Source organism: Bradyrhizobium sp. SPXBL-02 (assembly GCF_051853065.1).
In the GTDB taxonomy this organism is placed as follows: Bacteria; Pseudomonadota; Alphaproteobacteria; order Rhizobiales; family Xanthobacteraceae; genus Bradyrhizobium.
In genome coordinates this window covers 814,550-835,098 of sequence record NZ_CP182474.1, presented here as the reverse complement: position 1 = coordinate 835,098, position 20,549 = coordinate 814,550, and the positions used below count along the sequence as shown (strand labels likewise).

Annotated in this window: 19 protein-coding genes; 8 read left to right on the top strand and 11 right to left on the bottom strand. The window is 63.8% G+C overall.

From position 1 onward, the window contains the following. Positions 1–22 precede the first annotated feature (22 nt). Positions 23–841, top strand: a complete 819-nt coding sequence (gene map, locus ACNJYD_RS03900) for a type I methionyl aminopeptidase (protein WP_025032534.1) — start codon at positions 23–25, stop codon at positions 839–841. Between the two features lie 616 nt (positions 842–1,457). Here the strand turns inward: map and ACNJYD_RS03895 are convergent. Together ACNJYD_RS03895 and ACNJYD_RS03890 are read right to left on the bottom strand one after the other, a co-directional pair. Further along, the gene (locus ACNJYD_RS03895) at positions 1,458–2,252 is read right to left on the bottom strand and encodes a hypothetical protein (protein ID WP_439365426.1); all 795 of its coding nucleotides are present in this window, start codon (positions 2,250–2,252) and stop codon (positions 1,458–1,460) included. A 20-nt stretch (positions 2,253–2,272) separates the two neighbouring features. Further along, on the bottom strand, positions 2,273–2,644 hold the full coding sequence (locus ACNJYD_RS03890) for a hypothetical protein (RefSeq protein WP_439365424.1): 372 nt from the start codon (positions 2,642–2,644) through the stop codon (positions 2,273–2,275). A gap of 348 nt (positions 2,645–2,992) precedes the next feature. On the opposite strand from ACNJYD_RS03890, the gene radC reads away from it, so the two are divergent. Together radC and ACNJYD_RS03880 are read left to right on the top strand one after the other, a co-directional pair. After that, positions 2,993–3,706, top strand: coding sequence for a RadC family protein (gene radC / locus ACNJYD_RS03885; protein WP_439365423.1), 714 nt, complete (start codon positions 2,993–2,995; stop codon positions 3,704–3,706). A gap of 28 nt (positions 3,707–3,734) precedes the next feature. Further along, the gene (locus tag ACNJYD_RS03880) at positions 3,735–4,523 is read left to right on the top strand and encodes a DUF4239 domain-containing protein (protein WP_439365421.1); all 789 of its coding nucleotides are present in this window, start codon (positions 3,735–3,737) and stop codon (positions 4,521–4,523) included. Between the two features lie 206 nt (positions 4,524–4,729). Here the strand turns inward: ACNJYD_RS03880 and ACNJYD_RS03875 are convergent, their stop codons facing one another. Further along, positions 4,730–5,434 (bottom strand): tetratricopeptide repeat protein, encoded by a 705-nt coding sequence (locus ACNJYD_RS03875; RefSeq protein ID WP_439365420.1) that lies wholly within the window; start codon positions 5,432–5,434, stop codon positions 4,730–4,732. Between the two features lie 96 nt (positions 5,435–5,530). Continuing rightward, positions 5,531–5,905, bottom strand: a complete 375-nt coding sequence (locus ACNJYD_RS03870) for a hypothetical protein (RefSeq protein ID WP_172786638.1) — start codon at positions 5,903–5,905, stop codon at positions 5,531–5,533. Between the two features lie 252 nt (positions 5,906–6,157). Between ACNJYD_RS03870 and ACNJYD_RS03865 the strand changes: the two genes are divergently transcribed. After that, positions 6,158–7,552: a peptidoglycan-binding protein gene (locus tag ACNJYD_RS03865; RefSeq protein WP_439365418.1), complete on the top strand. Its 1,395-nt coding sequence runs from the start codon at positions 6,158–6,160 to the stop codon at positions 7,550–7,552. Between the two features lie 222 nt (positions 7,553–7,774). Here the strand turns inward: ACNJYD_RS03865 and ACNJYD_RS03860 are convergent, their stop codons facing one another. The 5 genes from ACNJYD_RS03860 to ACNJYD_RS03840 form a co-directional block, all read right to left on the bottom strand. Then, entirely contained in the window at positions 7,775–8,467 is a 693-nt protein-coding gene (locus ACNJYD_RS03860; RefSeq protein ID WP_439365417.1) for an AprI/Inh family metalloprotease inhibitor, read from the bottom strand. Beyond that, positions 8,467–9,456, bottom strand: a complete 990-nt coding sequence (locus ACNJYD_RS03855; protein WP_439365415.1) for a 2-hydroxyacid dehydrogenase — start codon at positions 9,454–9,456, stop codon at positions 8,467–8,469. Before ACNJYD_RS03855 ends, ACNJYD_RS03860 begins: the two co-directional genes overlap by 1 nt. Then, complete coding sequence (locus ACNJYD_RS03850) at positions 9,456–10,274, bottom strand: ABC transporter permease (RefSeq protein ID WP_439365414.1); 819 nt, start codon at positions 10,272–10,274, stop codon at positions 9,456–9,458. Before ACNJYD_RS03850 ends, ACNJYD_RS03855 begins: the two co-directional genes overlap by 1 nt. After that, the gene (locus tag ACNJYD_RS03845) at positions 10,271–11,086 is read right to left on the bottom strand and encodes an ABC transporter ATP-binding protein (protein ID WP_439365412.1); all 816 of its coding nucleotides are present in this window, start codon (positions 11,084–11,086) and stop codon (positions 10,271–10,273) included. Before ACNJYD_RS03845 ends, ACNJYD_RS03850 begins: the two co-directional genes overlap by 4 nt. 206 nt (positions 11,087–11,292) lie before the next feature. Further along, positions 11,293–12,315 (bottom strand): ABC transporter substrate-binding protein, encoded by a 1,023-nt coding sequence (locus ACNJYD_RS03840; protein WP_439365410.1) that lies wholly within the window; start codon positions 12,313–12,315, stop codon positions 11,293–11,295. A 153-nt stretch (positions 12,316–12,468) separates the two neighbouring features. Here ACNJYD_RS03840 and ACNJYD_RS03835 point away from each other — a divergent pair, with 153 nt between their 5' ends. The 3 genes from ACNJYD_RS03835 to ACNJYD_RS03825 all read left to right on the top strand — a co-directional run bounded on the left by ACNJYD_RS03835 (position 12,469) and on the right by ACNJYD_RS03825 (position 16,048). Further along, complete coding sequence (locus tag ACNJYD_RS03835) at positions 12,469–13,275, top strand: creatininase family protein (protein WP_439365409.1); 807 nt, start codon at positions 12,469–12,471, stop codon at positions 13,273–13,275. Positions 13,276–13,414: 139 nt separating this feature from the next. Further along, the gene (locus ACNJYD_RS03830; RefSeq protein WP_036045494.1) at positions 13,415–13,678 is read left to right on the top strand and encodes a hypothetical protein; all 264 of its coding nucleotides are present in this window, start codon (positions 13,415–13,417) and stop codon (positions 13,676–13,678) included. A gap of 399 nt (positions 13,679–14,077) precedes the next feature. After that, positions 14,078–16,048 (top strand): carbohydrate porin, encoded by a 1,971-nt coding sequence (locus ACNJYD_RS03825; RefSeq protein WP_172786630.1) that lies wholly within the window; start codon positions 14,078–14,080, stop codon positions 16,046–16,048. Between the two features lie 8 nt (positions 16,049–16,056). Here ACNJYD_RS03825 and ACNJYD_RS03820 read toward each other — a convergent pair whose 3' ends face one another. Beyond that, positions 16,057–16,788: a sulfite exporter TauE/SafE family protein gene (locus tag ACNJYD_RS03820; protein WP_212259412.1), complete on the bottom strand. Its 732-nt coding sequence runs from the start codon at positions 16,786–16,788 to the stop codon at positions 16,057–16,059. Positions 16,789–16,904: 116 nt separating this feature from the next. Further along, entirely contained in the window at positions 16,905–18,980 is a 2,076-nt protein-coding gene (locus tag ACNJYD_RS03815) for a methyl-accepting chemotaxis protein (RefSeq protein ID WP_439365406.1), read from the bottom strand. Positions 18,981–19,216: 236 nt separating this feature from the next. Here ACNJYD_RS03815 and ACNJYD_RS03810 point away from each other — a divergent pair, with 236 nt between their 5' ends. Continuing rightward, positions 19,217–20,512, top strand: a complete 1,296-nt coding sequence (locus ACNJYD_RS03810) for a hemolysin family protein (protein WP_439365405.1) — start codon at positions 19,217–19,219, stop codon at positions 20,510–20,512. The last annotated feature ends 37 nt before the right edge of the window (positions 20,513–20,549 follow it).

Here is a 20,549-nt window from a genome sequence, read left to right as displayed (position 1 = left end):
AGCCCGAGAAGACCTGACACGCATGAGCTACGTCGACGCCACCGAGACCTCCCTGCGCAAGACCGGACAGATCAAGCTGCACGGGCCCGCCGCCTTTGCCGGCATGCGCAAGGCGGGCGCGCTGGTGGCCAGGTGCCTGGACGAGCTCACCGACATCGTCGGGCCCGGCGTGCCGACCTCCAGAATCGACGAATTCGTCCGCGACTTCGCCTTCAGCCATGGCGCCTATCCGGCGACGCTGATGTATCGCGGCTACCGCTACTCCACCTGCACCTCGCTCAACCACGTGGTCTGCCACGGCATGCCGGGCGACCGTCCGCTGAAGGAAGGCGACATCGTCAACATCGACGTCACCTTCATCGTCGACGGCTGGTATGGCGATTCCAGCCGGATGTATGCGATCGGCCCGATCGCCCGCAAGGCGGAGCGGCTGATCGAGGTGACCTATGAAGCGATGATGCGCGGCATCGCCGCGGTGAAGCCCGGCGCCACCACCGGCGACATCGGCCATGCCATCCAGAGCTTCGTCGAGCCGCAGGGCATGAGCGTTGTGCGCGATTTCTGCGGCCATGGCCTCGGCCGCATGTTCCACGACGAGCCGAACATCATCCATATCGGCCGGCCCGGCGAGGGCGTGCAGCTCAAGCCCGGCATGTTCTTCACCATCGAGCCGATGATCAATCTCGGCAAGCCGCATGTGAAGATCCTCTCCGACGGCTGGACCGCGGTGACGCGCGACCGCTCGCTGTCTGCGCAATTCGAGCACTCGGTCGGAGTCACCGCGACGGGTGTCGAGATCTTCACGCTGTCGGAGCGGCACGGCGAGAAGCAGATCGGGTGAGCACAACCTCGCTGTATTTCTGCTAAGATCCGAGAACGCGTCGAAGTTCGCAATACTTGGAATTGTCAGGACCATCAAAGGGGAGAAACGTTCTTTCTCCGCCAAAGTAGTGAAGTTTGATTTTCTGTTCACTTCGATCGACAAGAAAACACCCGCCTAGGCCGAAGATAGTCCCGCATACCGACTTTGACTTTAAATCTGACGGAAATGAATTCGATGCCGGCCGGATCGGAATAGAACGCTTGTAGTCTCCTAGGGGAATTGGCAACCATCCCTCGACTGCTTGCACCTTGATGTTCACGATGGCGGTCACACCGTCTTTGATCGTTTGTAAGCCGACATGTCCCTCCCCACTTACCCATCCTGGACATCTAAATCCCCAACGATCGGTCGTAAGGAAGTCTAGCACCTCGTCGTAAGACAGCGGTTTGCCGAAGGCTGCAGACGACGCAAAGAGAACTGCGATGATGCTAGCGAACCCTCGTATCAACATTCTAGCCTCCTTTGGCGAGTTATCGATGAGAGTTTCGGACTCAACATGCGCATAGGAACGATGACCAGCAGTATTGGGTCTCGTGCTGGTCGGTGACGGCCCAATTCCGCAGCCTTGCGCGCGTCATATAACTTGGAAGTAGCCAAGTATCTTTTTCAGAAGTGGCACGATGAAGCTGACTATGGGGGGTATGACGTAAGCCGTAAGAAACTTTCGCATCGTAAGTGCATCGAACGGCCATACAGGCATGTCGTTGATTACAGCGCCAATCTTTCGCAATCGCTCGATCATCTGTTCATCGTCTGCGGTAATGACGCCAGACTGGAAGCGCGAGCGCAGGTCATCTAGTTGGGCCCGCATACGTAACGCTACACCGCTCATGAGTTGAGCCTTACTCTTCATCATAGCATCGCGAAATGGGAGCAGAGGGCCAATGAAAACAAATGGGCCAACAACTGAGTAGGCAATCACAGCTACAACCAGAAATCCCACTCGCGCTTCGTTGGGCGTAAAAAAGTGGCTGACAAGCCAACCTAAGCCGATATTGAGACCGACAAGCGAGATTGCATACTGATTGCGCAGTCCTAACCGACCAATGGGTCGCAAGCCGCCCGCATTGTCCGGATGCAAGGGCAGCATGCGAAGGTCCGAATGGGAAACGACTTCCCATAACAATACTGGTAGAGCGGAACTGCGGATTACGTAGACCGCTGCCACAATAGCGAACAGAAAGTCACAGTACATGCGGATGTAGCCAGCCGCAGAGAGCGGATGGCCGGACTCCCAACTGGTATACGCACCGTCGGCAATCAACCGGTAGACGAAATAGACCGCGATTACTCCGGCAAGCATGCCCACAGCTTGCGCCCCCAGATTGATCCTGCGGAAAATACGATTCCAGCGGGCGACAAGAAACACGGCGCTTCCTTCGGAAGTATTCAGAATGCCGTCCACTTGACGCGATTGAGTGAACGACAAAGGAGCGCATGGTCAGTTGTTGTTAGTATCAGCAGACAGGGAAACGACACCAGATACATAAAAATCGTGCTGACGTCGTAGAAAAAAGGCAAATTCAGTGTAGCCGATCGCGCCGCCATGGGTACGCCGAAGCAAGCGGCTATCAGCAACGGCAAAAAAGTGAAAGTAACAGCCCCTGCGTACAGCGCCACAGGCGTGAAAGCACCAAGTCCACGGCGATCAAGCCACTCAGCGATGGCGTGCAAACCCGAACCTGCTGTCGTATCCAGAGTCTTTGCAATAAGCGAAACTGAAACGGCAGACTCTGGTGAAACGTTAGAGGCATGGTCCATGTTTGCCCTCAAGCAATTCCAGAGGCCAATATATGTCAACGCGGCTTGCCCGCGAGGAAGGATCGCTACCTCAACGAGAGACTAATTATCCAAAGCTTGGCAACATAATTGCTAGTTGTAGCAATGATTTCATACTACTCAATTTCCGATCTTAAGCAATCCAATTCGTCCTCCATCGCAGCTTGCGACAACGCCCACGATCGGGGCGGCCATTGCGCGCTCATCTCCCAGTCTTAGGTCAACCACGGCTAACGTGCGCCGCCCCCCGCTCGGACGCCGGCCGACACGCGACGCGCCATCTCAATTGACGGTTGCAAAAACGCCGGTCCCCGGCAATGCTGGCGGCCGATGCCCGCCAAGCCTGACCACGACAACAGCAAGCCCGAGGACACGCCGCACTATCTCGGCCATCGCGAGCGGCTGCGCGAGCGCTTCTACAGCGCGGGCGCGGATGCGCTGAGCGATTACGAATTGCTGGAGATGGCGCTGTTTCCGGCGCTGCCGCGGCGCGACACCAAGCCGCTCGCCAAGCTGCTGATCAAGACCTTCGGCTCGTTCGCCGAGGTCGTGCATGCGCCGGTGGCGCGCCTGCGCGAGGTCGAGGGGATCGGCGAGTCCGCGATCAACCAGCTCAAGCTGATTGCCGCGGCGGCGCATCGGGTCGCCAAGGGCGAGGTCAACAGCCGCAACGCGCTGTCATCCTGGAACGAGGTGATCGCCTATTGCCGCACCAGCATGGCGTTTGCCGACAAGGAGCAATTTCGCCTGCTGTTCCTGGACAAGCGCAACCAGCTGATCGCCGACGAGGTGCAGCAGACCGGCACGGTCGATCACACTCCGGTCTATCCGCGCGAGGTGATCAAGCGCGCGCTGGAACTATCGGCGACCGCCTTGATCCTGGTGCACAACCACCCTAGCGGCGATCCCTCGCCCTCGCAGGCCGACATCCAGATGACGAAGGCGATCATCGACATCGCAAAACCGCTGGGGATTGCCGTGCATGATCACATCATCGTCGGCAAGAACGGGCATGCGAGTTTGCGCGGGCTGCGGCTGATCTAGAGTCTCAAAATCAGATGACAAGGGAACGATGAGCGACTGGCTGCACAATCTGCCGGTGCCCGTCATGGCGCTGGTGATCTTCGGATTCACCTATCTTATGGCCGCGGCGATCTTCGCAGGCATCGCGCTTGTCGCAACGGAGGAGCGTGCCAAATCGCTCAAAGTGATCTCGCCGGGCATGCTGCCCGTGCTCGGCATCATCTTTGGCCTGTTCGTCGCCTTCACCGCAGCGCAGGTCTGGGGCGACAGCGATCGCGCCAGTGCCGCGGTGAGCCGCGAGGCCAGCGCGCTGCGCAGCGCCGTGCTGCTGGCCGGCGGCCTGCCGGCGGAGCAGGAGACGAAGCTGCGCGGCCTGGTGCGCGACTATGTCGGGCAGGCTGTCGCGGTGGAATGGCCGATGATGGCGCATCAGGAGGCATCGCTGAAAGTGACGCCGCCGGCGCTCGCCGATGCCCTGCAGCTCGTCATCACGATGACGCCGCAAGGCACGGGGCAGGCGAATGTGCAACGCGAGCTCATCGCCGCGCTGGAGCAGGCGCTGGATGCGCGGCGGCAGAGGATCATCGTCAGCCTCGCCGCAGTCAATCCAGTCAAATGGTGGTGCCTGTACCTCCAAGCCGCCTGCGCATTGCTGGTAATCGGCCTCGTTCATTGCGACAACCGGCTGGGATCGGCGATCGCGATGGGCCTGTTCGCGACGGGGGTGGCCACCTCCGTCCTGCTGATTGCCGCACACGACCGGCCATTCGCCGGTCAGGTCTCGATCAAGCCGGAGCCGCTGCTGCAGATCATGCCGGAGGCAGCAGCGAAGACCTAGACGGAGGCGCACTCCCTCTCCCGCTTGCCGGAGAGGGTCGGGGAGAGGATGTTTCCGCAATGGGATAATCCCCAAGAGGAAAACCTCACCCGGCGCGCGGGACGATGCTTCGCATCGCCCGGACGCGCCGACCTCTCCCGCAAGCGGGAGAGGTGAACCGAGACCGCGGCATTGATCAACCTAAAGCCATTCCGCTTGAGTCCAGATCAGAACACCTGGCTTTTGGCGGCCTTCAAGTGGTCTTCTGCGGCCGTGATGCCGGCGAATGCCTTGAGCGTCAGGGCGGTCGGTTGCGGCTTCCATTCGGCAACCATTTTCTCGGCCTTCTCGAGCTCCGGCTTGGACAACATGGAGGCCATCTCGTTGACATTCCTGGCCGGCGCCACCTTCGAGAGCTTGAAATAGGCATACGACAGGGACACGTCCCTCGGCGTGCCCTTTCCCGCAGAATATGCGCGGGACAGGCTGAAGAGGGCGCTGGGGAGGCCCTGGTCGCCTGCCAGCTTCCACCATTTCAGCGCTTCTTCCGAATTCCCTTGCCGGTCATACATGAGAGCGACATCGTGCTGGGCACGCGCGTAACCGGCCTTGGCGGACACAAGCTTGTACTTCAATGCCTGATCCGGATCCGTTGCGACGACGCCCACGCCCTGCCCGTCATAATAACAGCCGAGCTTATAGGCTCCGAGCGGATCGTTGGCCGCGGCCGATTTTTGAAACCACTCGAATGCCTGGCTGCGATCCTGCGGTGTGCCGATGCCGTTATTGTGCATCATGCCGACATGATATTGCGCCTCCGCATCTCCGCGATTGGCCAACGCGACCATCGCATTGAAGGTGCGGGTGTCATTCGCGCTGGCGGGCACCGCGACAAGCAGAAGGCACGAAAAGGCCAGGGCAACGAATTTCATGTCAAAGCCGATCGAGTTTGAACCATTCCGTCTTGGTCGCTCGAGACGGAGAAAAAGTTCGAAATCAGCGATCCTTGGCCTGCCCGGGCGGTCCCGTCAGGGCTCCACCCAGCGCTGCACCGCCTCGGCGGTGTCGGCAGGCGTGGTGTTGAAGCAGATCGCGGCATCGGGCGCCAGGCGGTGAACGAGGTTGAGCACCTTCTCGAACAAGAGCAGGCGCTCCTTCGGCTCGCGCAGGCCGGCGCCGATGACGATGCAGTCGAAGCGCTCATCGCGCAGCGCCGCCACCACGCCGGCTTCGGCTGTGACATCGAGATCGATCAGGCAGCTCGTGACCTCGAAGCCGAGATCGCGCAGGCGCAACAGCTGCGCCTCGATGTAGTCGCGCACGAGCTCCGGCGTCAGCTGCGGGAATGCGCTGTAGTCGGCATTGCCGGGTTCGATGCCGATCGCGAGGACGCGCTTGGCCATGCAGAACACTCCTTGCCGGACCGTCTCGTCTTGCTAACGGAGGGATCGCCGGCCGGTTCCCGGAGCGGTGGAGGCCTCGCCCTGGTTCTACCGAGATTTCCCGCCCAAGCTGTAAGCCATTTCACATGCGCCGCGCCGGCGACCTGCCAGACTTTCGACAGATCACGCTGGAGCCAGGCACCGATCACGACACCTGGCTCACCTTGGTTTGCACGGCAAGTCGATCATTCAATCAATTTGCGGGAGCGGAAGATGATTTCATTCGAGAGTTTCAAGAACGAATACGAGCGGAATTGGGCCGGTCTCGAAATCCGGCCCGGACGCCTCGCCGAGGCGAATGCCATCGCCCGCAAGGCGCTCAACGGCAAGGCGACCTATCAGCAGATCGAGCGGCTGACCGGCGTGCCCTGGTACTTCACCGCGCTCTGCCATTACCGCGAATCCAACTTCGATTTCGACACCTATCTGGGCAACGGCGAAACGCTTCATCGCCCGACGACGATCGTTCCGAAGGGGCGCGGCCCGTTCGCTACCTTCGTGGACGGCGCCGTGGACGCGTTCAGAATCGAGAACTTCATCGGTGCGCGGGATTGGGGCATCGCGCGGATGCTGTTCCGGCTCGAGGCGTTCAACGGCTTCGGGTATCATTCCAAGGGCGTCAATTCGCCCTATCTCTATGGCGGCTCGACCCTGTACGGCCCGCCGGAAGCAAGAGCCGGAAAATTCGTCCGCGACCATGTGTTCGATCCCGGTCACGTCGATGCCCAGCTCGGCACGGCGGTGATCCTGCATGCGATGATGGCGCTGGATTCGTCGATCGCGCTCGACGACGGCCCGCAATTCGCCGGTCGCACCGAGCCCGAGGATGAGGTGGCTTCGACGGTCATGCTGATGCAGCAGGCGCTGAACAAGCTCGGCGCCAATCCGCCGCTCGTCGAGGACGGCATCAGCGGACCGAAGACCAGGGCCGCCGTCTCGCTGTTTCAGCAGCAGAACGGCCTGAGGGATACCGGATTGCTCGACGCCGCCACGGTCGCCGCCATCACGCGCGGGATGCAGCAGCCAGGCCCGGCCGGGCAGAACGGCGACCTCTCGCAGATCCTGAAGCGGCTGGAAGATCTCACACAAGTGCTGCGACCGCCGTCAAGCGGCGGGACGCTGCCAGCGATCGTGCCGAGCAACACATTGCCTGCCACCAACGATCCCGTCAGCCTGTTCGAACGGCTGTTCTCCCTCATCAACAAGACAGCGCCCATGCCCGGACCCGTCGCCCCGATGAGCCCCGCCCCCGTCGATCAGCTGAAACAGGTCGTCGATTTGCTCAGCACCCTGCTCAACAACGGCGGCGGCAAGCCGATGCTCGGCCAGGTCAATGGCGCACTCGGCGAGACCATCGGCAAGCTGCTCGACGGCAAGAAGACCGCGCTCGGCATCGGCGGCTCGCTGATCACCGCCCTGCTCTCCTCGGTGACGGCAAGCCCGAATGCGGGAGGCCTTGCCGGGCTGCTCGGAACCATCGTGTCGGCCGTGCCCGGCCTTGGCCAGTTCGCAATGCCGATCTCGCTCGCGCTCGCCGTCTGGGGCGTGCTCGGCAAGATGGAGAAATGGGCGCAAGGCACCGCGCCGCCGCCGAAGGTGACCACGTGAGGACCCAGGGAGATCGGACTTGGGATGCTACTCCAGGAGCAGGTGCGCTCCCTCCCCCGCTTGCGGGGGAGGGTTGGGGAGAGGGTGTCTCGACAATCGAGAATCCCCAAGAGGAGAAAGCCCTCACCCGGCGCGCGGGACGATGCTTCGCATCGCCCGGAACGCGCCGACCCCTCCCGCTTGCAAGCGGGAGAGGTTATCGAGCCCGCGGCTTGGCCCCGCCTACTGGCGCAACATGATCAGGGGATCGGCGGTGTCGGGGACACGGCGCCACTGGGCGTTGTCGTCGGCCTCGAACTGCCAGGCGTCGCCTGATTTGGACATCAGGATGATCTGGCCGCGCTCGAGTCGCCATTGCGTCGGGTTGAACTGCGCGATCGTGGCGTCGCATCTCGGCTTGAGGAAGACCTGGAAATTGTCCGGGCCCGCTTCGGTGTTGGTCAGCGTCAGCCCGCAGATCGGCTGGCCGTTGCCGCGCACCATCGACCAGTCGCCGATCATCTGGTCCATCGACTTCGCCATCGAGCGCGCGGCGGCGAGGTCCTGCAGGATGTAGACGCCCTCGCCCTGGCGCAGGCCTTCGAAGATGCCGGCCTCGACCTCGGTGAAATCGATCACGGCTTCGCCGGTCGCATCCTGCAGGCGCACGATGTCGAGGCCCTTCACGCTCCAGGCGACGATGTCCTTGGTGAAGGGCAGCGCGGTCTTGCAGGCCGGCTCCAGCTCCAGCTTGTAGCCCTGGCCTGCGGCGTCACCTCTCAGTGTGACGACGCAGGTCTTGCTGCGCTCGGTGGTCGAGAGCTCCCACTGTCCGGGCATCTGCTTCTTCAGGCTCGTCGCATCCTGCGCACGCGCGATGCCGGTCGCGGCCAGAAAGGCCGCGATGGCAAATGCGAGAAGGCGACGTGCGATCATCAGCGCCCCTTGACCGGCGTTTCCGCAACCGGCGTCAGCGGCGCCTTGCCGGCGAACCAGGACTTGAGATTGTCGACCACGAGCTGGTCCATGGCGTTGCGCGTCACCACCGAGGCCGAGCCGATATGCGGCAGCAGCACGACGTTCTGCATGGTCTTGAGCTCGTCGGGCACGTTCGGCTCGGCCGCGAACACGTCGAGGCCGGCGGCGAGAATGGTGCCGGATTTCAGCGCCTGGATCAGCGCGGGCTCGTCGACCACCGAGCCGCGCGCGACGTTGACCAGCACGCCGCGCGGGCCGAGCGCCTTCAGCACTTCGGCATTGATCATCTTTTCGGTCGAGGCACCGCCCGGCACGATCACAACGAGCGTGTCGACAGCTTTCGCCATCTCGATCAAATCAGGGTAGTGCTTGTAGGCGACCTCCTTGGAGGGGTTGCGCGAGTGGTAGACCACCGGCACCAGCGAGGCGTCGAGCCGGCGCGCGATGGCCTGGCCGATCCGGCCCATGCCGACGATGCCGACCTTGCGGTCGCGCAGCGAGCCGACGCTGAGCGGATAGTTCTGGGTCTGCCACAGCCCGGAGCGGACATAGCGGTCGGCCTTGATGAACTCGCGCAAGGTCGAGATCAGAAGGCCCATCGCGACGTCGGCGACCTCCTCGGTCAAGACGTCGGGCGTGTTGGTGACGACGATGTTGTGCTCGGCGGCATATTTGGCGTCGATGTGGTCGTAGCCGACACCGAAGCTCGCCACCATTTCCAGCTTCGGCAGCTGCGACAGCGAATCCTTGTCCGCGCGCACGGTATGGTAGGTCACCGCGACGCCGCGGATCCTGTCGCGGACCGCCGGCGTCAGCCGCTCGAGATCGCCGCGCGTCTCCGCCTTGTGCACGACGAAATGATCGGAAAAGCCGTTCTCGAGGATCGGCCGCACCGGCCCATAGATCAGAAGGTCGATCTTTTCGGACGAAATCGAACCGGCAGCCATCAGTTTTCCTTTCCAAGCGCGCTTTCATGCCAGCGCCGTAAAACGAGGTGGGAAACTAGCGCCAGCACCCCATAGATGACAATCCCGGCCAGCGACAACAGAAGCAGCGCTGCAAACATGCGGGGTATGTTCAAGCGATAGCCGGATTCGGCGATCCTGTAGGCGAGCCCCGAGCCGGCGCCGGCCGTTCCGGCCGCGATCTCGGCCACGACGGCGCCGATCAGCGACAGGCCGCCGGCGATGCGCAGGCCGCCGAGGATATAGGGCAGCGCCGCCGGCAGCTTGAGGAAGCGCAGGGTTTGCGGCTTCGATGCGCCATAGAGCTGGAACAACCCGGCCAAATTGCGGTCCACCGAGTTCAGCCCGAGCGTGGTGTTCGACAGCACCGGGAAGAAAGCGACGATGAAGGCGCAGACGACCACCGCGGTCTGCTGCTCCAGATAGATCAGCAAGAGCGGCGCGATCGCGATCACAGGCGTCACCTGGAGCACGATGGCATAGGGGAACAGCGAATATTCCACCCATTTCGACTGGTTGAACAGCAGCGCCAGCGCGATGCCGCCGATGCTGGCGGTGACAAAACCTTCGAGCGTGGTTGCAAGCGTGGTCGCCAGCGATTGTGACAGCACCGCCCAGTCCTTGATCAGTGTCAGCACGATGACCGAGGGCGCCGGCAGCACGTAAGGCGGGATCTCCTTGATGCGGACCACGAGTTCCCAGGCAAGGAGGCCGGCCGCGAAGACGATGACCGGCAGCACGAAGCGCATCGCGCGTTGCGCGCCAGAGGATTTTGCCGGCACGGGAGCTTGCGCGCTCATAGCGTCGACTGCTCCGAATAGGACGGCGCCAGCGCGGCGGACACGCGTCGGCAATAGTCGGAATAGGCCGCCGAGGTGCGAAACTCCTCAGCCCTCGGCTCGACCGTCTCGATACGGATGTCGGCCTGGATGCGGCCGGGCCGCGACGTCATGACCACGACGCGCTGCGACAGATAGACGGATTCGAACACCGAATGGGTGACGAAGATGACGGTCTTGCGCAGGGACCGCCACAGCGCCAGCAGATCGTTGTTGAGGCGGAAACGCGTGATCTCGTCGAGCGCGGCGAACGGCTCGTCCATCAGGAGGATATCGGGATCGGTGACGAGCGCGCGCGCCAGCGACACCCGCATCTTCATGCCGCCGGAGAGCTCGCGCGGAAAGGCCTCGGCGAAATCGGCAAGGCCGACACTCGCCAGTGCCGCGTCGGCACGCGCGCGCCCTTCCGCCTTCGGCACGCCGCCGAGCTTCAGCGGCAGCCGCACGTTCTCACGGACGTTGGCCCAGGGCATCAGGGTGGGCTCCTGGAACACGAAGCCGATGCCGTGACCCGGCTGCGGCACGCCCTCGTGCCGTGCCACCCGCACCGTGCCCGACGACGGCGCGCTGAGCTCGGCGATCAGCCGCAACACCGTCGATTTGCCGCAGCCGGACGGGCCCAGCAGCGAGATGAACTCGCCCTTGCGAACAGCAAGATCGAGCGGGCCGAGCGCCATCACGCCGTTGTCGTAAGTTTTGGTCACGCCGCGCAGGCTGACGGCGAGAGCGGTCAGACTGGGCTCGACGGCGGGTGGCGTTGAGCTCGCTACCATCGATCGCTGGTCTTTGTGAGGCTCGGTCGCGCCGCGTCTTTCACCTCTCCCCAACGGGGAGAGGTCGGCGCGCAGCGCCGGGTGAGGGGCCTCAGGTCCCACGAGAGAGCGTAACCCCTCACCCGCACCGCATCTGACGATGCGATGCGACCTCTCCCTTCGGGAGAGGTGGGCCCCAGCCGCACCGTCGTGCCTGATCTCAGCATCTACTGCTTGTTCGGGCGCAGCTCGACGCCGACGCCCTTGTTGACGAAGCGCAGCGTATAGGATTTGCGGAAGTCGAGATCCGCCTTCACGACGCCGGCCTTGACCATCTTGTTGAAGAAGGAGGCATAGCGCTCGTCGCTCATCGCACCGATGCCGTTCTTCAAGCTGTCGCCGGAATCGACGATGCCGTGCTCTTTCATCTTGGCGACGGAATAGGCCAAGAGATCGTCGGTCATCTCCGGGTTGAGCTGCTTGATCAGGGCATTGCCGGCGGAATTGTCGCGGTAGATGTAATTGTACCAGCCGATCATGGAGGCATCGACGAAGCGCTGCACGAAGTCGGGCTTCTTCTCGACGATCTCACGGCGGGTCTCGATCAGGGTCGAATAGGTGTTGAAGCCGTAATCGGCGAGCAGCAGCACGTTGGGCTTGAAGCCGGCGGCCTTCTCGACCGCGAAGGGCTCGGAGGTGACGTAACCCTGCATGGCGCTCTTGGGATTGGCGATGAAGGGCTGCGGATTGAAATTATAGGGCCGGACGTTCTTCTCGCTGAAGCCGTATTCGGACTTCAGCCACTGGAAATAGCTGGTCATGCCTTCCTTGGAGACGAACAGCGTCAGCGGCTTGAGATCCTCGATCTTGGCGACCTTGGCGTCGGGCTGCGTCAGCATCACCTGCGGATCCTTCTGGAACACCGCGGCGATGCTGACGACGGGAACGTTGTTGGCGACCGCGTCGAACGACATCAGCGTGTTCGCGGCCATGAAGAAATCGATCTTGCCGGCAATCAGCAGCATCCGGTTGTTCTCGTTGGGACCGCCGGGGACGATGGTGACGTCGAGACCGTATTTCTTGTAGGTGCCGTCGGCGACCGCCTGGAAGAAGCCGCCATGCTCGGCCTCGGCGACCCAGTTGGTGCCGAAGGTGACCTTGTCGAGCGTTTGGGCGCGCGCCGGCGCGAAGGAGGCGACAGCGGCCAACAAGCCTGCAATTAACGCTCGCCGCAGATGAAAGGGGGGCATGATGGCACTCCGTCGACCCTGGCTGGTCCAATCGTCTCTGGTTCAAGTGAATGCAACGCGATAAAACCGCATGACATCAGGGGATGCGAGCCGGCCGGGCCCGCATCCCCTCATAGCGCAAATTACGTGACAAATTCGGGCAAGGAAACCTCGATGACGCCCTCCCGCGACTGGATCGACATCGACTGGGCTCATGCGAGCCCGGGCGAGGTGTCGCGCTGGATCGCGGTGCTGCCGCTGGCGGCAACCGAGCAGCACGGCCCGCATCTGCCACTGACAACGGACGTGCTGATCGCGGACGCCTATCTGGCACGTGTGCGCGAGCTGTTGTCCGCGAGCGTTGCGGCGAGCTTCCTCCCGGTCGAACGGGTCGGGATTTCCACCGAGCATATCGACTATCCGGGCACGCAGACGCTGCCGACCGAAATGGCGCTGAAGAAATGGACTGGGATCGGCGAGGAGGTTGCACGCCGCGGCGTGAGAAAGCTCGTCATCGTCACCAGCCATGGCGGCAATAGCGCGGCCATGATGCTGGTCGCGCAGGACCTTCGCGCGTATCAAAAGCTCTTCGTGGTGACGACGTCGTGGTCGCGGCTCTCGGGCGCGGACACATTGTTCCCGGCCGATGAAGTGCGCCACGGCATTCACGGCGGCGCGGTCGAGACCTCGATCATGCTGGCGCGCTATCGTGATCAGGTGCGCAAGGATGCGATCGCTGATTTTCCCGCGAGCAGCATCGCGATGGAGCAGCAATATCGCTGGCTGTCGACGCAGCGGCCGGCGCCGTTCGCCTGGCAGGCGCAGGATCTCAACGCCAGCGGCGCAGTCGGCAACGCGACGCTGGCTGAGCCAACGAAGGGCGAGCAGTTGCTCGATCAAGGCGCGCGCGCCTTTTGCGAGCTGCTGGGAGAGGTCGATAACTTCGACGTGAACAGGCTCGCCAAGGGGCCGCTCGGCTAGCCTGCATCCACCTGAAACCATTCGGGAAATGACCGGATTCCGGCAGCGCCAGATGCGCTTTCGAACCGGACACGGCATGCCTCCGTCCAACTGGGCACGCGGGCCACAACGGACCGCCTCAACCCGGATGGAGTTTCACATGTCGATCAAGACCAAGATTGCCGCCGCAGCTCTCGCTGCTCTCGCCGTCACCGGCAGCATCGCGTCCACCACCACCTCGGCCGAAGCCAAGCAGCCCGGCTGGGTCTGGGGTGTCGGTGCCGGCATCGCCACCGCCGCCGTCGTCGGCTCCGCGATCGCCGCCAGCAACGATCCCTATTACCACGGCTATCACCGCTGCGGCTGGGTCGCGCAGTACAACGCCTTCGGCCAGTACGTCGGCCGCGTTCGCACCTGCTACTGATCTGAGTACCTGAGGCCGATCTCCACGTGGATCCTGCGTCCGACACGGGCGCCTCATCCACCCCGTGTCGTGCCCCCGACCCCGCCCGGCGTCCCCCCGGGCGGGGTCATTCGTTTTGAGCCCGGCGAATTTGTTGCAGCCGCGTCACACAGCGGTGCGAACTCTTCTCTGCGGCGATGCGCATCAGTTGCTATTGCGAATTAATCGCAATAAGGTTTGCCGCAGGTTCAGGAACTTGGGACGAAGTCGCGACGAATCGAGATCATCTCGGCCGGTCGCCTCAATCGCCGAGGCTTGGTGACAGAATCGTCGCGACCCGTCAGGGATATTGCGGCGGGTGGAACAGATTCGCGTTTGGGGGCGTGCGTTTTGGCGTTGAGAGGTCACAGACATCGGTGCTTGCGAACGGCCGCGGCGATTGCCACGGGCGTGCTGGCTTTTCCGACTGCCGGCCGCGCGGCCGATCTGCCGCTGAAGGCGCCGGCCTTGAGAGCGGTCTATGACTGGACCGGCCTCTATATCGGCGCGCATGCCGGCTACGGCCGCGGCTCGTCGCATTTTGCACTGAACGACGGCACCGCACTCAGCGACAGCGGCGTCTTCAGCGGCATGATCGGCGGCGTGCAGGCGGGCTACAATTACCGCCTCAACTCCGGCTGGCTGGTCGGCGTCGAAGGCGATTTTACGTTTCCCAACTACATCACGTCGAACTCGATCGTCTCGTTCCTGGCGACGCCCGCCAACACCGTCACGCAGCAATGGGACTACACCGCGAGCCTGCGCGGGCGCGTCGGCTACACCAGCGGTCCGTGGCTCGTCTATGCCACCGGCGGCTTTGCCTGGATGGGCGAGCGCTATTTCGACGCGCCGGCCTCCGGCGCCGAAATCCCGAAGATCCTGAACACACGTCCTGGCTGGGTCGCAGGCGCCGGCGTCGAATACGGTTTCGCGCCGCATTGGAGCGCGCGGCTCGAATATCTCTACAGCCGCTTCGATAGTGCCAACGTCGCCTTCTCCACGGGCGCGCAATACACGTCCTCGTCGCTCGACTTCCAGCAGGTCAGGCTCGGCCTCAACCGCAAGGTCGATTGGCCCGGCATGCCGGGCTATAACCCGAAGAGCTCGCTGATCGACACGGAATCGGATCGCTGGGAGATCCACGGCCAGAGCACCTATCTGCCGCAAGGCTATCCATCGTTCCCCGCGCTCTATACCGGACCGAACTCGCTGTCGCCGTCGCGACAGGCCAAGGCGACGTGGAGCAACAGCCTGTTCCTGAACGCGCGGCTGTGGGACGGCGGCGAGGTCTATTACAATCCCGAGCTGCTGCAGGGATTTGGGCTCAACGACACGGTCGGTGCGGCCGGCTTCCCGAACGGCGAAGCGCAGAAATCGAACTTCCCCTACCCGCACTACAACACCTCGCGCCTGTTCGTGCGCCAAACCTTCGGCTTCGGCGGCGAGCAGGAAGAGCTGGCGAGCAGCCAGCTGCAGCTGGGACAGAAGGTCGACGTGTCGCGCCTCACCTTGCAGGCCGGCAAGTTCCCCGTGGTCGACGTGTTCGACGGCAATGCCTATGCCAAGGACACCCGCAGGGATTTCATGAACTGGTCGCTCTGGGCGCCCGGCGCCTTCGACTATTCCGCCGACAAGGTCGGTCTCACCTACGGCGTCACGGCCGAACTCAACCAGAAGCAATGGGCGCTGCGCGGCGGCTATTTCCTGATGGTGTCGGAATCCAATTCGAATCATTTCGACACCAGGGTCGGCGAGCGCGGCCAGTACGTGCTCGAGCTCGAGACGCGCTTCTCGCTGCTCGGCCAGCCCGGCAAGCTCAGGACCATCGGCTGGCTCGACAGCGCCAATATGGGCAGCTTCCGCGAGACACTGAACAATCCCGCGCTCAATCTCGACATCGCGCAGACCCGGCGCGGACGCCTGAAGTACGGCTATGTGCTCAATCTCGAGCAGGCGATCACCGACGATGTCGGGCTGTTCGGCCGCTGGAGCTGGAACGACGGTCGGTTCGAAACGCTGGCCTTCACCGACATTCATCGCAGCCTGTCCGCGGGCTTGTCGATCAAGGGCACGAGATGGGGCCGGCCGGACGACGTGATCGGCGTCGGCGGCGCGATCAACGCGATCTCGCAGGATTATCGCGACTTCCTTGCCGCCGGCGGCCTCGGTGTCCTCGTCGGCGACGGCGCGCTGAACTACCGCAAGGAACGCATCCTCGAAACCTACTACGCCTATGCGGTGAACAAGAACATCACCCTCACCGCCGACTATCAGCTCATCGTCAACCCGGCCTACAACGCCGACCGCGGACCGGTGTCGGTGTTTTCGGGCCGGCTGCACGGGGAGTTCTGAGCTGCGGCTCAGAACAGGAGTGCAACACCCGAGACGAACAGCAGCGCCAGCACGATCTTGCGGAACGCGGCCTCGTCGATCCGGCCGAACAGTTTCAGCCCGAGCCAGGTGCCGGCGAACAGAAACGGCACGCCGAGCGCGAACAGCTTCGCCGTGTCTGATGTGAGCGATCCGTTGGCACCGAGCCAGAACGCCGCCATGGCGAATACCACGACGGCGACCGGCTGGAACGTGGCACGCTGCGCGTCCTTGGGCAGGCCGCGCAAATTACACCAGATGGTGACGACGATGCCGGCAAGGCCCGTCAGCCCGCCAAGCAGGCCGTTGACGAAGCCGACCGTCATGTCAGCGGCCGGCGGCACGACGACCGCGAGTTTGAGCTGCGGCCGGAAGAATGCATAGAGGCTGTAGGCGATCAGGACAGCTCCGACCGCGATGCGAACACTCTTCGGATCGGCCCAGGTCAGGAGCGACACCCCGGCCGGCACACCGATGACTGCACCGACGATGAAGGGCCACAGCCGGTGCCAGTCGAGCGCGCTGCGCAACTTCCAGACCGAATAGCCCTGCACCAGAAGGCCGAAGCCGACGATCAGGCTGGCACTCTGAAGTGGCGTCAGCACGTAAAGCCACAACGATGCCGCGACCAGGCCGAAGGCGAACCCGGAGAGGCCGGCGACGAACGCGCCGGCGAAGGTGGCCAACAGAAAAAGCGGAAGCTCGATTGCGATCCCGTCCATTGCTCGCTCCATAGATCAGCGAGCAGCGCTTGCGTGGGATCACCACTTCACGGGGAGGCTGCGACATCCCCAGGATGCAAGTTTAGGTGAAGCGGCCTCTTTGCACAATGACCTTGTTATGCCGCGCGGATCGCGTCGAGGAATTTTCCGACCTCGGTCTTGAGCCGGCTGCTTTCGCCCGAGAGCGACCTTGCCGATGCGAGCACGTTGGAGGAGGCCGATCCGGTTTGGCTCGCGCCGCGCTGCACGTCGACGATGCTGGCCGAGACCTGCTGGGTGCCGCGCGCGGCCTGCTGCACGTTGCGTGAGATCTCGCGCGTCGCCGCGCCCTGCTCCTCGACCGCCGCGGCGATGGCGGACGCGATCTCGGACATGCGGGAGATGGTGTCGCCGATCGACTTGATGGCGCCGACGGAGTCTTCGGTGGCGGCCTGGATCCCTGCGATCTGCTGGCTGATGTCGCCGGTGGCCTTGGCGGTCTGCTCGGCCAGCGCCTTGACCTCGGAGGCGACGACGGCAAAGCCGCGACCGGCCTCGCCGGCGCGCGCCGCCTCGATGGTGGCATTGAGCGCCAGAAGATTGGTCTGGCCCGCGATCTGGCTGATGAGCTCGACGACGTCGCCGATCCGGCCTGCGGCCCTGGCGAGCTCGCCGACATGCTCGTTGGTCCGCCCCGCCTGCTGCACGGCCTCGCCGGCGATGCGCGCGGAGTCCTGAACCTGGCGGCTGATCTCGTCGACCGACGAGGCCATCTCCTCGGCCGCGGCGGCAACGGTCTGTACGTTGGTGGAGGCCTGCTCGGAGGCGGCAGCGACGGTCGCCGTGACCTTTTCCGATTGCTCAGCCGAGCTCGTCAGCGTTCCCGCGAAGGCTTCCAGCTCGGAGGATGCCGACGAGACGGTGTTGATGACGTCGCCGATCATGGCTTCGAACTCACGCGCGACCTGATCCATGCGCTGGCTGCGCTTCAGCTTCGCTTCCGCTTCGATCGCGGCCGCCTCGTCGGCGGACTTCTTGGCGAGCAGCGAATCCTTGAAATGCTGGAGCGAGCCGGCAACCTGGCCGATCTCGTCGCTGCGGCCCGTCGCGGGAATCTCGACCTCGTGCTGCCCTACGGCGAGCGCTCCAATCACGTCGGCGATCCGCCCGAGCGGCGTCACCACGCGCCTGCGCAGCATGATGGTCACGCCACCGAGCGTGCCGAGCAGGGCCAGCACGGCGATTCCGGCGAGCGCGAGCATCGCCAGCGCGCCGTCGCGCGCGGCGGAGGCACGCTCGGCGGCTTCCGCCAGCGCAGCGTCGCGCACGCCGTAGAACATCTGGATGGCCGGGACGATGACCTTCGCCAGCTCGTCGGCGGTGATGCCGTACTTGCCGTCGCTCTTCGCCGCAGGCATCTCCTTCTCCACGACCGAGGCTGCTTTTCCAAAATAGGATTCCGTCGCGGCCTTCAGCGTCGTGGCGATCCGGGGCGGATTGCCGAGCTGCTCCATACCGGCTTCGATGCGCTCACGGTCGGCTTCGACGCGTCCCTGCATGCGATCCATCAGCGCGAATTCGGCCGCCGCCAGGGGGCGGCGTGCGGACAGCGCCGGCGACAATGTGGCGGCGCGGCTGCCGGCCGAAACGCGCAGATCCTGCGCCGTTCGCGCCAGGCTCAAGAGCGCGGCGAGCGAGGAATCGGCATTGACGACCTGTCCTTCGAGCCGGTTCATGATGGGCTCGATGTTGCTGATAACCTCGGCAACGGCAGGCAGGAAGCCCTTGACCACAGCGCTGTCGCGCGCCGCAAGGGGAACGCTCATTGCGCGATCGGCCGCCGTGTAAACGTCCTTGAGCCGACGGGCGGCGCGATCCAGGATTTCGATCATCGCGGCGCCGTCATCGACCGCCATGAGCGCGCGCCTTGCGGCCTCGAATCCGGCATCGGCCGCTTTCGCCGCCTTCCCGGCAGCTTCGGTCTGCGCCTGCGTTGCCGCGCCTTCCTGGAAGATGGGGGTGATGTAGGGCGCACGAAGGCCAGCGACGTGCTGGCTCACCGTTAGCATCGCACCGAACGCTTCCACCGTCTTGATCGCGTCGGAGCGGTTCGTGAAGATGCGCGTCTGCGGTATCAGCACCTCGGCGCCGAGAATGACTGCAAACACCGTCACCGTCAGCATCGACAGCGCGAAAAGCTTCCCGATCCGCATCCTCAGGTCCCCGAATATTATTTCTGCAAGCGCGAAAACTAGCCGCCGGCCACTAAGGGCTCGTTAAGCAACGATCCGTAGTTCCGCGGGGTGTCGGGTCGTCGCGGGACCCCTTGGCACGCTGTCCGGTTCCCTTTGCCCGACGAATGCGCAGAATCGCCAGCACTTCCGCACCGAATACCTATATCAATGGCTTGCGCCGGCCCCGGTCACACTTGCTTACCTCCGGAACATCAATGCTTTCGCTCGAACTCGTCATCGTCGTCGTCCTGATCGTCATCAACGGCCTGCTCTCGATGTCCGAGCTGGCCGTGGTCTCGTCCCGTCCGGCACGGCTGTCGCTGCTCGCGGCCAAGGGCGTGCGCGGCGCCGAACGGGCGCTGACGCTGGCGGCCGATCCCGGCAAGTTCCTGTCCACGGTCCAGATCGGCATCACGCTGGTCGGCGTGCTCTCCGGCGCGTTCTCCGGCGCCACGCTCGGGCAGCGGCTGACGCAATGGCTGCTCGAGCTCGGTCTGTCCCCCGGCATTGCCGAGATCGTCGGCGTCGGCATCGTGGTCACGCTCATTACCTACGCCACCCTGATCGTCGGCGAGCTGGTGCCGAAGCAGGTGGCGCTGCGCGACCCCGAAAGCATCGCGGTGCGGGTCGCGCCGGCGATGCACGCGCTTGCGAAAATATCGCTGCCGCTGGTCTTTCTGCTCGACATCTCCGGCAAGCTGATCCTCGCGCTGCTCGGCCGCGGCGGCAAGGCCGAGGAGAAGGTCTCGGAGGACGAGATCCATCACCTCGTCAGCGAGGCCGAGAGCGCCGGCGTGCTCGAGCCCGGCGAGAAGGAGATGATCGCCGGCGTGATGCGGCTCGGCGACCGGCCGGTCGGCGCGGTTATGACGCCGCGCACCGAGGTCGACGAGATCGACCTGAACGACGATCCCGCCGCCGTCCAGGAGATCATCGCCAAGAGCCCGCATTCGCGCTTTCCCGTCTCCGACGGCGACCGCGACAAGCCGATCGGCGTGCTCCAGGCCAAGGACCTGCTGGTCGCCTACATGAACGAACGTAACCCGGACCTGCGCGCGCTCGTGCGCGAGGCGCCCGGCATCCCGGTGTCGGCAGATGCGCGCGACGTGCTGACCATCCTGAAAGCGGCGCCCGTTCACGTCGGGCTCGTCTACGACGAATACGGCGCGTTCGAAGGCATGGTGACGGCCGCCGACATCCTCGAGTCGATCGTCGGCGCCTTTCATTCCGAGGAGGGACCGCCCGAGCCGGCCTTCATCAGGCGCGACGACGATTCGCTGCTGATCTCCGGCTGGATGCCGGTCGACGAGTTCGGCGAGCTGCTCGGCATCGAGCTGCCGCCGCATCGCTACAACACGGTCGCAGGCCTCGTGCTGCAACAGTTCAGCATGCTGCCCAATGTCGGCGACGCCTTCGATTTCGGCGGCTGGCACATCGAGGTGGTCGATCTCGACGGGCGGCGGATCGACAAGATCTTGGCCAGCCGGTTGACCGAGGTCGAGACGGGGTAGCAGGTGACGGCGCGCGCCCTCTTCCTTCTCCCCTTGC